The 10562-nt window shown below is 64.9% G+C and carries 9 protein-coding genes; 5 read left to right on the top strand and 4 right to left on the bottom strand.

The features are described 5' to 3' along the window. Positions 1-135: 135 nt before the first annotated feature. Both M2432_RS26435 and M2432_RS26430 read right to left on the bottom strand, forming a co-directional pair. Positions 136-1350, bottom strand: coding sequence for a lipid-transfer protein (locus M2432_RS26435; protein WP_280829809.1), 1215 nt, complete (start codon positions 1348-1350; stop codon positions 136-138). Further along, positions 1335-1772: a Zn-ribbon domain-containing OB-fold protein gene (locus tag M2432_RS26430; RefSeq protein WP_280829818.1), complete on the bottom strand. Its 438-nt coding sequence runs from the start codon at positions 1770-1772 to the stop codon at positions 1335-1337. Before M2432_RS26430 ends, M2432_RS26435 begins: the two co-directional genes overlap by 16 nt. A 167-nt stretch (positions 1773-1939) precedes the next feature. On the opposite strand from M2432_RS26430, the gene M2432_RS26425 reads away from it, so the two are divergent. Next, a complete protein-coding gene (locus tag M2432_RS26425; RefSeq protein ID WP_280829808.1) occupies positions 1940-2440 on the top strand; it encodes a hypothetical protein in 501 nt (166 codons plus the stop codon). Between the two features lie 72 nt (positions 2441-2512). Further along, a complete protein-coding gene (gene polA, locus M2432_RS26420) occupies positions 2513-5173 on the top strand; it encodes a DNA polymerase I (protein ID WP_280829817.1) in 2661 nt (886 codons plus the stop codon). Positions 5174-5296: 123 nt separating this feature from the next. Here the strand turns inward: polA and M2432_RS26415 are convergent, their stop codons facing one another. After that, complete coding sequence (locus M2432_RS26415) at positions 5297-5479, bottom strand: hypothetical protein (protein ID WP_280829807.1); 183 nt, start codon at positions 5477-5479, stop codon at positions 5297-5299. Between the two features lie 46 nt (positions 5480-5525). On the opposite strand from M2432_RS26415, the gene M2432_RS26410 reads away from it, so the two are divergent. After that, entirely contained in the window at positions 5526-6155 is a 630-nt protein-coding gene (locus M2432_RS26410; RefSeq protein ID WP_280829806.1) for a TetR/AcrR family transcriptional regulator, read from the top strand. A 16-nt stretch (positions 6156-6171) separates the two neighbouring features. After that, on the top strand, positions 6172-7704 hold the full coding sequence (locus tag M2432_RS26405) for a carotenoid oxygenase family protein (RefSeq protein ID WP_280829805.1): 1533 nt from the start codon (positions 6172-6174) through the stop codon (positions 7702-7704). On the opposite strand, the gene M2432_RS26400 is transcribed toward M2432_RS26405, so the two are convergent. Continuing rightward, complete coding sequence (locus M2432_RS26400) at positions 7689-8789, bottom strand: PrsW family intramembrane metalloprotease (protein WP_280829816.1); 1101 nt, start codon at positions 8787-8789, stop codon at positions 7689-7691. The genes M2432_RS26405 and M2432_RS26400 overlap by 16 nt on opposite strands. Positions 8790-9042: 253 nt before the next feature. On the opposite strand from M2432_RS26400, the gene rpsA reads away from it, so the two are divergent. Beyond that, complete coding sequence (rpsA, locus tag M2432_RS26395; RefSeq protein ID WP_280829804.1) at positions 9043-10482, top strand: 30S ribosomal protein S1; 1440 nt, start codon at positions 9043-9045, stop codon at positions 10480-10482. Positions 10483-10562: the final 80 nt, after the last annotated feature.

Here is a 10562-nt window from a genome sequence, read left to right as displayed (position 1 = left end):
CGCCCCACCCTGGACTACGACACACCAGCCCAACGCCTAACCGCCCTCATCGAGCACGCCGCCTAGACGTTGCACTAATCAGTTGACTTTGCCGCTGAGTTCTCGGGATTTTCTTCACGTTCGGCAAGCCGAAAATTAGCGGGCGACGATCACCGACGAGCCATGACCGAACAGACCCTGGTTCGCGGTGACGCCGACCTTCGCGCCCTCGACCTGACGTCCGGTGGCCTGGCCCTTGAGCTGCCAGGTCAGCTCGCACACCTGCGCGATGGCCTGGGCCGGAATGGCCTCACCGAAGCACGCCAAGCCACCGGACGGGTTGATCGGCACTCGGCCGCCGATGGTGGTGGCTCCGGAGCGCAGCAGCTGCTCGCCCTCGCCCTTGGCGCACAGGCCCAGGTGCTCGTACCAGTCCAGCTCCAACGCGGTCGACAGGTCGTACACCTCGGCCAGGCTGACGTCCTCTGGCGAGATACCGGCTTCGGCGTAGGCGGCGTCCAGGATCTGGTCCTTGAACACGCGATCCGGCCCCGGGATCACGGCAGTGGAATCCGTTGCGATGTCCGGCAATTCGGGCAGGTGCTGCGGGTACTGCGGGGTCACGGTCGAAATGGCCCGCACCGACGGCACACCTTCCAGCGACCCAAGATGCTTACGGGCGAAGTCCGCGCTCGCCACGATCAGCGCAGCCGCGCCGTCCGACGTCGCACAGATGTCCAGCTGGCGCAGCGGATCGGACACCACTGGGCTGGCCAGCACGTCCTCGACCGAACTTTCCTTGCGGTAGCGGGCATTCGGGTTCTGCAGGCCGTGACGCGAGTTCTTCACCTTGATCTGGGCGAAGTCCTCGGAGGTGGCGCCGTACAGATCCATCCGGCGCCGCGCCAACAGCGCGAAGTACACCGGGTTCATCGCGCCAAGCAGGTGGAAGCGCTGCCAGTCGGGGTCGTTCTTGCGCTCACCGCCGACCGGAGCGAAGGCACCCTTGGGAGTGGTGTCGGCGCCGATCACCAGCGCGACATCGCAGAACCCGGCCAAGATGTGGGCGCGGGCGCTCTGCAGCGCCTGCGAGCCCGATGCGCAGGCCGCGTAGCTGGACGACACCGGCACACCGTTCCAGCCCAGCTTCTGGGCGAACGTCGACCCGGCGATGAAGCCGGGGTAGCCGTTGCGGATGGTGTCGGCGCCGGCGACCAGCTGAATCTGCTGCCAGTCCAGGCCGGCCTCGGCCAGTGCAGCCCGGGCGGCGACGACGCCGTACTCGGTGAAGTCACGGCCCCACTTGCCCCACGGGTGCATGCCCGCGCCAAGGATGTAGAGCGGTTCGGGAGTGCTCATGCGATCCTCCATGCGTAGGTGGTGCGCTCGACGCCGTCGGCGTCGGTGTACAGCCGCATGGTGGTCAGCTCCATCTCCATGCCGACCTTGAGGTCTGCGGCCAGCGTGCCCTCGACGACCTTGCCGAGCACGATCAGGCCCTCGTCAGCCAACTCGACCGCTGCGATAGCGAACGGCTCGAACGGATCGGCCGCCGGGTACGGAGCTGGCGGCGGGTACCGGTTCTCGGTGTAGCTCCACACCTTGCCGCGCCGCGACAGCGCGACGGGCTCAAGCACGTCGCTGTCACACGCCGGGCTGGGGCAGTTGTTCTCACGCGGCGGGAACACGTAGGTGCCGCACTTGGGGCACTTGGCCCCGATCAGGTGCGGCTGTCCGCTTTCGTCGGTGTCCCACCAACCGTCAATGGCCGGCGCACTGCCGGCGTCCGTCACTCCTGGCACCAGCTCAGCGTACCCAGAGCAGCGGCAAAACTGAAACGTGTTGCAGTTTTGTCCCGATCGGCGGGATTTCATCTTGAACGCGAGTTCCCGGCATCTTATGCGTGGCCTAACTCAAAAGCTCCACGCGTCCGTCGCCAACCACGGTAAGAATCAAGGGCATGACGACCAAGCTGCTCGACACACTGAATGCATCAGACTCGCACCTGGTCCGTCAGACCAGTTTGGCCGAGCTGCGCCAGCTCGACGAAGACGCCTTGCTGGACCTGCACGCCCGGGTCCGTCGGGCACGCAACAAGCACGTCGGGGTGTATCGACGCGAGGCGGCGGCCAGGGTGCAGCGCAAGGGCGCGCGCGGCTTGGCCCGCAAAGGCAATGTGGACAATGCCGCCCGGGTCGAAATCCTCGAGGACGCGCTGTCCCGCGTCAGCCGTCAACTCGCCGTTGTGGCCCGGGAAAGTGCGCGTGAGCTCAAGGCAGAACGCCTAGCCCTGGCCCAAGCCGACAACCCGTCGGCTGCCCCGGCCAAGACCGTGCACAAGGCGGCGGCCAGGAAGCCGATAAGGACCGACAAGACCCGCGAGAACCCCGGCCGCATCAAGCGCGAAGCTGGGTCAACAGCTGCCGGAGCCCGGCGCCAGGCCAAGCGCGACGCTCGTTGACGGGCAGCCGCAACCCGGGCGCATAGAGTGGCACAGGTGAGTTCCCCCGTCGTGACTGAGAAGCCCACCCTGATGCTGCTGGACGGCAATTCCCTGGCGTTCCGGGCTTTCTATGCGCTGCCTGCGGAGAACTTCAAGACGCAGGGCGGGCTGACGACCAACGCGGTCTACGGCTTCACCGCCATGCTGATCAACTTGCTTCGCGACGAGAAGCCTACGCACGTCGCGGCCGCGTTCGATGTGTCCCGCAAGACCTTCCGGCTGGCCAAGTACCCCGAGTACAAAGCCGGCCGGGCCTCGACCCCCGACGAGTTCCGCGGTCAGATCGACATCACTAAGGAAGTGCTGGGCGCCCTCGGCATTACCGTGCTGGCCGAGGAAGGCTTCGAAGCCGACGACCTGATCGCCACTCTGGCCACCCAGGCCGAGGTCGAGGACTTCCGGGTGCTGGTGGTCACCGGTGACCGGGATTCGCTGCAGTTGGTCAGCGACGACGTGACCGTGCTGTACCCGAAGAAGGGTGTCAGCGATCTGCACCGCTTCACTCCCGATGCGGTGGTGGAGAAGTACGGGCTGACGCCGACGCAGTACCCGGATTTCGCGGCTTTGCGCGGTGACCCGAGCGACAACCTGCCCGGCATTCCGGGTGTGGGGGAGAAGACGGCGGCCAAATGGATCACGCAGTACGGCTCGTTGCAGACGTTGGTTGATCACGTCGACGAGGTCAAGGGCAAGGTCGGAGACTCGTTGCGCGCCAACCTGTCCAACGTCGTCCTCAACCGTGAACTGACCGACCTGGTCAAGGACGTCCCGCTGGCTCACAACCCGGAATCGTTGCGGGTGCAGCCGTGGGACCGCGACCGTATCCACCAGTTGTTCGACGATCTGGAATTCCGGGTGCTGCGCGACCGACTGTTCGACACGCTGTCGCCCGTCGAGCCCGAGGTCGAACTCGGCTTCGACGTTCGCGGCGGTCTGCTCGAGCCGGGGACGCTGGCGGCCTGGCTGGCCGAGCACAGCAGTGGCAGCCGGTTCGGCATGGCGGTCAGCGGCACCCATAAGGCGTTCGACGCCGATGCCACGGCCGTGGCGATAGTTTCGGCCAACGGCGAAGGCGCATATATCGACACCGCCAAGCTCGACCCGGAGGACGAGGCCGCGCTGGCCTCGTGGCTGGCTGACCCCGGCCCGCCCAAAGCTCTGCACGAGGCCAAGTTGGCCTGGCACGATCTGGCCGGGCGCGGCTGGAAACTGAACGGCGTCACCTCCGATACCGCGCTGGCGGCCTACCTGGTGCGCCCCGGGCAGCGCAGCTTCGCACTCGACGATCTGGCGGTGCGCTACCTGGGTCGGGAACTGCGTGCGGAAGGCGAACAGCAGCAACAACTTTCGTTGCTCGATGACGCCGATGAGGTGGACGATGCGACCATTCAGGCTCTGATCGTCCGGGCTGCGGCGGTGGGTGACCTGGCCGATGCGCTCGACGTGGAGCTGGCCCGCATCGACTCGTCAGCGCTGCTGGGTCAGATGGAGCTACCGGTCCAGCGAGCGCTGGCCGAGATGGAAGACGCCGGCATCGCGGTGGACGTCGAGCTGCTGGGCCGGCTACAGAGCCAGTTCGCGGATCAGATCCGTGACGCCGCCGAAGCCGCCTACACGGTGATCGGCGAGCAGATCAACCTCGGCTCGCCCAAGCAGCTGCAGGTGGTGCTGTTCGACAAACTGGAGATGCCCAAGACCAAGCGCACCAAGACCGGTTACACCACCGATGCCGATGCGCTGCAATCACTTCTGGACAAGACCGGACATCCGTTCGTGGAGCACCTGCTGGCGCACCGCGACGCCACGCGGCTGAAGGTCACGGTCGACGGGCTGCTCAACGCGGTGGCCTCGGACGGCCGGATTCACACCACCTTCAACCAGACCATCGCCGCGACCGGCCGCCTGTCGTCCACCGAACCGAACCTGCAGAACATCCCGATCCGCACGGAGGCCGGACGCCAGATCCGCGAGGCCTTTGTAGTCGGTCGGGGATATGTCGAGCTGATGACCGCCGACTACAGCCAGATCGAGATGCGCATCATGGCGCACCTGTCCGGCGACGCAGGCCTTATCGAGGCGTTCAACACCGGGGAGGACCTGCACTCGTTCGTCGCGTCGCGGGCGTTCGGCGTGCCTATCGAGGAAGTCACGGCGGAGCTGCGGCGGCGGGTAAAGGCCATGTCTTATGGCCTGGCCTACGGGCTTTCGGCCTACGGGCTCGCGTCGCAGCTCAAGATCTCGACTGAAGAAGCCAAAGAGCAGATGGACCAGTACTTCGACCGGTTCGGCGGGGTCCGCGACTACCTGCAGTCGGTCGTCGAACAGGCACGAAAGGACGGCTACACCCAGACTTTGTTCGGCCGTCGGCGCTACCTGCCGGAACTCGACAGCAGCAACCGCAACGTCCGAGAGGCCGCCGAGCGGGCTGCGCTCAATGCGCCGATCCAGGGCAGTGCTGCCGACATCATCAAGGTGGCGATGGTCAACGTCGATCGTGCGATGAAGGACGCAGGTCTGACCTCACGCATCCTGTTGCAGGTGCACGACGAGTTGCTGTTCGAGGTCGCCAACGGCGAGCGGGATGCTTTGGAGGCGTTGGTCCGCGAGCAGATGGGCAGTGCATATCCGCTCGATGTGCCGATGGAGGTTTCCGTCGGGTACGGCACCAGTTGGGACGCGGCGGCGCACTAGCCGCCGATTGGCTGCGGGCGCGCTAGCCGCCTGGTGCTCTAGCGGGTGTCGGCCGCCAGGCCCAGCCCAAGCAGAACCAGTGCCCATGGTCCGTTAAAATGCGGTGACGAATGTGACTGTGGTTCAGGATTTTTCGTGCCCGGTCGGCGGCCAGTACGACGCCGACGCACCGGAGGTGTCGATCACCAGCTGGATGGCAGCGAGCGCCAGCAAGGTCGGCACAACCGGACCGCTGGTGGGCAGAAACTGTGGAAGTACCGACGCGACCAGGAAGGCCGGCAGGACGGCACGGATGTGGGCGAGCATCGGAGAAATATCCCACCCAGATTTTGGTGCCTCGTACGCTTGCGCTGTGCCGTCGGAGAAACGTGGTCGTGGTCGTCCCGTCGGTTCGCGCGTCGATCCCGACGAACGGCGCGCGGTGCTGCTCGATGCCGCCGAACGTGCCATTCAAAGTCAGGGCCCGGCGGTAGGCCTGTCCGATATCGCCGCTGAAGCCGGGTTCGTCCGGTCGGCGGTCTACGCCATGTACCCGCACCGCGGCGCCCTGTTGGGGGCGCTCGGTGAGCGGACCGCCCATCGATTGCTTGCCGAAATCACCCGGCGCGCAGCGGGTTCCACAGATCTACGCCAGCGAATGTCGCTCTTCTTCGATGTCATATGCGGGTGGATCGCCGACGAACCCAATCTGAATCGCGCACTGAACACTGAGCCGGCGACGAGCGTCTTCGAACAGTTGGCGGCCGCGGTCGAGTACATGCTGGCTTCGTCATCCGACTCGGACGAGGGGCGGGCCGCTGCGGGGCCGTGGTCGCGCGCCATCATGGGGTCGGCGGTGACGTCCGCCGAATGGTGGTGCCGGACGGGGACCATGTCGCGTGCGGAACTGGTCGAACACCTCACAGCGCTGTGCTGGGACGGCGGGGCCGCGCTGCCCTTCGTAGCCGCCGACATCACGACCATTGACAGCGGCCAGCTATAAAGACACACTGTCTTTTATGGTCGTAGTTGGCGCTGACCGCACTGAATCGCGGTACTGGGACGACATAGACGGGGAGTTCGACCTGCCGGTCACAGAGGTGACGGGGACGTTGCCCGCCGAACTGGTTGGTACGTTGTACCGCAACGGATCCGGCCGTTGGAACATCGGATCGGAACGCATCGAGAGCATCTACGACACCGACGGCATGGTGAGCGCGTTCATCCTCGACGGCAAGGGCGTGCGGTTCCGAAACCGGTTCGTCAGGACCCGGCACTACGAGCGTTCACTCGAGACCGGCCGACCCGCGGGGCGTGGCCTCGCCTACCAGCGTCCGGGTGGATTGCTGGCCAATGCATTTCGGCTACCCGTCAACACCGCCAACACCAACGTCATGGTCAACGCGGACCAACTCTTGGCGCTGTGGGAGGGCGGCCGACCGCACGAGCTGGATCTCGACACCCTGGACACCATCGGCTTGTGCAACCTGGGTGGCGCGCTCAAAGGCCCGGTCGCCGCCTACTCGGCGCACTACACCTACGACCCGGTCGCCGACACCAAGGTGAACTTCGGCTTCGACCCCTACTTTCCACGGCTGGACTCGCACGGGATTCTGCGTGGGCCTGGCCGCGGCCGTCGGCTTCGTGAACTCGCCGCGGAAGCAGTGCCGCGCCCCCGGTTACGGCTCTACGAAACAGACAGCCGGGGGATCACCCGATACCTGCGCGCCGTGCCGTTGCCCGGCCTGGGCCTGGTGCACGACATGGCGCTTACCCAGCATTATGCCGTGTTCGTCGTTTCGCCCCTGCGGATCAATCCCTGGGCGCTCACCGGGTACGCGTCGTACTGGGATTCCATGCATTTCGACGCCACCCTGCCGACCTATTTCGTCCTCGCGCCACGCGACGGCGGACCGGTGCGCACCGTCGCGACGGACACGTTCTTCCACCTGCACTTCACCAATGCCTACGACGACGGCGATGGTGTCGTCGTCGAGTTGCCCCGGTTTTCCGCGCAGGCCTATGAGGGCGTGAAGAACTACACCGCGCACATTCGTTCCGACAGTGCCCAAATCGCCGTCGATGTAGCGGATCCCATTGTGCTGACCCGGTTTCGGATCACGCAGTCGAGACGGGTGCACAGTGAGCCGCTGACCGACCTCGGGTGCGAGTTCCCACAGATCGATCAACGACGCTCCACGCTGCGTCAGCGCTTCTCCTATGTCGTGGTGCAGGATCCGGATCGCTTCAGTGGGCAGGGCATCGCTCGGATCGATCACACCGGCGGCGCCGAGCAGACTTACTGTCCAGCCGGAAACATGTTGGTGGAGCCGGTATTCGTGCCGCGCCCGGGGAGCACCGCCGAAGACGACGGCTGGGTACTGACCGTCGGTTACCAAGAATCACGGCATCGCAGCCGGCTGATGATTTTTGATGCCGCGCAGCTAGCCGACGGACCGATCGCCGAAGCGTGGCTCCCGTTCCACGTGCCGATGAGCTACCACGGGACATTCACTTCCCGGGTAGCCCGCGTCGGTCAAGCTATGCGGTAGTTGGCCAGCCATTGCAGCGCCGGTGCTGACGCCCGGGAGGCATTGAGCCAGTAGGCCTCCTCTGCGTGCAGGGCAAGCGTGCGTTGGTCTCCGAAACCCCGATCGATGCGATCGCGGACGAACGCGAGTTCCACCGCCTGGGTGGCGAATTCCTTGACTGGACGGCCGGCCGCCTTGCCGCCCATTTGAGTCGCAGCGGAGATGGCTGCTTTGCGGGTGCGCAGCGAACCGAGCCAGGTTGCCTCGTTGGCGGTGATCAGCCCGGAAGCGACCATGCCGGGCAGCTTCGAGGCAACGATCCGCTGCTCTCGCCGGCGGCTGTACATGGCGATGCCGATGGCCAGCAGGAAGATCGGCAGCATCCAGAACACGTAGATGGGCAGATAGGCGCCCACTACGGCCGAACCGTTCCAGAGCATGTGCATGACGACAGCTGCGGTGTAGCCCAGCAGGATCGACAGCACCTTGGCCACGGCACTGCGTTGCTGCAGCGCGATGAACACCCCGATACCGGTCATGCTGGTGAACAAGGGATGTGCGAACGGTCCCATGACAAGGCGAAGTCCGGCAGTGACGAGCGATTTTGTGAGCGAGTCACCCTCGGCGATGTAGAAGATGTTCTCCAGCCAGGCGAATCCCGCGGCGACGAAGCCCGCATAGACCAGGCAATCGGTGAGCGAGTTCAGCTCGTTTCGCCGCCGTCCGGTCATCATGAGCAGCAGAAAGGCGCCTTTGGCGGCCTCCTCGATGAGCGGGGCACCGATGGCCATCGGCGCGAACCCCTCCTTGCCCAGCACCGGAATCGACGCAGTTTCGAGGATGAGCGAGATGATGACGCTGACCGAGGCGCCCCAGATGAACGCAAAGACCAGCAACCGCGGGGGCTCGGGCTCCCACCGGTCGAACCACAGGTAGGCGAGCAGGACCAGGCCCATCGCGAAGCTCGCGAGTATGAAACCAGTGATTGCGCCAATGGGGTTTTTCAGCGTGGCGAGCAGCAGAATGATGCCGGTCACCATTCCGAGCGCGATGATCACGCCCAGCGGCGCGCCGACTTTACGGATTCTCCGAGGGACAGCCGCCATGTACGGATCGGGCGGCGGTACTGGTGAGGCGGCCGGATACACGATTGGCAGAGTAGCGGTCTCGACGTCTATTCCCGTGCACCTCCGCGGACCGGGTTTGGCCTGCGTGTACGGGTCTAGTACCCTTGACCAATACCTGTGTCTTCAGAGACCCCAGGTACGTGTGAAGCATTTGTTCGCATTGCGTCACGGTGCGTCACAAAAATACAGATAACTGTCCCTACGATTTAACTTGTCCGGAGCAACCCACCACATGCCAAGTCCCTCCGTCACCTCGCCGCAAGTAGCCGTCAACGACATCGGCTCGGCTGAGGATTTTCTCGCCGCCATCGACAAGACCATCAAATACTTCAACGATGGCGACATCGTAGAAGGGACCATCGTCAAGGTGGACCGCGATGAGGTCCTGCTCGACATCGGCTACAAGACCGAAGGTGTCATCCCTTCCCGCGAACTCTCGATCAAGCACGACGTCGACCCCTCTGAGGTTGTGTCCGTCGGTGACGAGGTCGAGGCCCTGGTCCTCACCAAGGAGGACAAGGAAGGTCGCCTGATTCTGTCCAAGAAGCGCGCTCAGTACGAGCGGGCCTGGGGCACCATCGAAGAGCTCAAGGAGAAGGACGAGGCCGTCAAGGGCACCGTCATCGAGGTCGTCAAGGGCGGCCTGATCCTCGACATCGGCCTGCGTGGCTTCCTGCCCGCATCGTTGGTCGAGATGCGTCGCGTCCGCGATCTGCAGCCGTACATCGGCAAGGAGATCGAGGCCAAGATCATCGAGCTCGACAAGAACCGCAACAACGTGGTGCTCTCGCGTCGTGCGTGGCTGGAGCAGACCCAGTCCGAGGTCCGTAGCGAGTTCCTCAACCAGCTCACCAAGGGCGCCGTCCGCAAGGGTGTCGTGTCCTCGATCGTCAACTTCGGCGCGTTCGTCGATCTCGGCGGTGTCGACGGCCTGGTGCACGTCTCCGAGTTGTCCTGGAAGCACATCGATCACCCGTCCGAGGTTGTTCAGGTGGGCGACGAGGTCACCGTCGAGGTGCTCGACGTCGACATGGATCGCGAGCGGGTTTCGCTGTCGCTCAAGGCGACTCAGGAAGACCCGTGGCGCCACTTCGCCCGCACCCACGCCATCGGCCAGATCGTGCCGGGCAAGGTCACCAAGCTGGTTCCGTTCGGTGCGTTCGTCCGCGTCGAAGAGGGCATCGAGGGCCTGGTGCACATCTCGGAGCTGTCCGAGCGCCACGTCGAGGTCCCGGACCAGGTGGTCCAGGTCGGCGACGACGCGATGGTCAAGGTCATCGACATCGACCTGGAGCGTCGCCGCATCTCGCTGAGCCTGAAGCAGGCCAACGAGGATTACACCGAGGAGTTCGACCCGTCGAAGTACGGCATGGCCGACAGCTACGACGAGCAGGGCAACTACATCTTCCCCGAGGGCTTCGACGCCGACAGCAACGAATGGCTGGAAGGTTTCGAGAAGCAGCGTGACGAGTGGGAGGCCCGGTACGCCGAGGCCGAGCGTCGCCACAAGATGCACACCGCCCAGATGGAGAAGTTCGCCGCGGCCGACGCCGAGGCAGCTGCCCGTCCGGCTACCAGCGGTTCCTCGCGCACCGAGGAGCCGAGCGGTGGCACCCTTGCCAGCGATGCTCAGCTCGCTGCGCTGCGCGAGAAGCTCGCCGGCAACGCCTAAGTAGGTCAATAACAAATGCCCCTGCCCGTTGGGTCGGGGCATTTGTTATTGATGACGTCGAAAGTGCGCTTGTGTGCGAA

Source organism: Mycobacterium sp. OTB74 (assembly GCF_029892685.1).
Lineage (GTDB): Bacteria > Actinomycetota > Actinomycetes > Mycobacteriales > Mycobacteriaceae > Mycobacterium.
The sequence above is the reverse complement of the archived record's forward strand: the minus strand, read 5'-3'. Positions and strand labels throughout refer to the sequence as shown.

Coding starts and splice junctions, on each gene's coding strand:
- M2432_RS26405 (WP_280829805.1), top strand. CDS start 6,172: ATGGTCGTAGTTGGCGCTGACCGCACTGAATCGCGGTACTGGGACGAC.
- M2432_RS26415 (WP_280829807.1), bottom strand. CDS start 5,479: ATGCTCGCCCACATCCGTGCCGTCCTGCCGGCCTTCCTGGTCGCGTCG.
- rpsA (WP_280829804.1), top strand. CDS start 9,043: ATGCCAAGTCCCTCCGTCACCTCGCCGCAAGTAGCCGTCAACGACATC.
- M2432_RS26435 (WP_280829809.1), bottom strand. CDS start 1,350: ATGGAGGATCGCATGAGCACTCCCGAACCGCTCTACATCCTTGGCGCG.
- M2432_RS26425 (WP_280829808.1), top strand. CDS start 1,940: ATGACGACCAAGCTGCTCGACACACTGAATGCATCAGACTCGCACCTG.
- M2432_RS26400 (WP_280829816.1), bottom strand. CDS start 8,789: ATGGCGGCTGTCCCTCGGAGAATCCGTAAAGTCGGCGCGCCGCTGGGC.
- polA (WP_280829817.1), top strand. CDS start 2,513: ATGCTGCTGGACGGCAATTCCCTGGCGTTCCGGGCTTTCTATGCGCTG.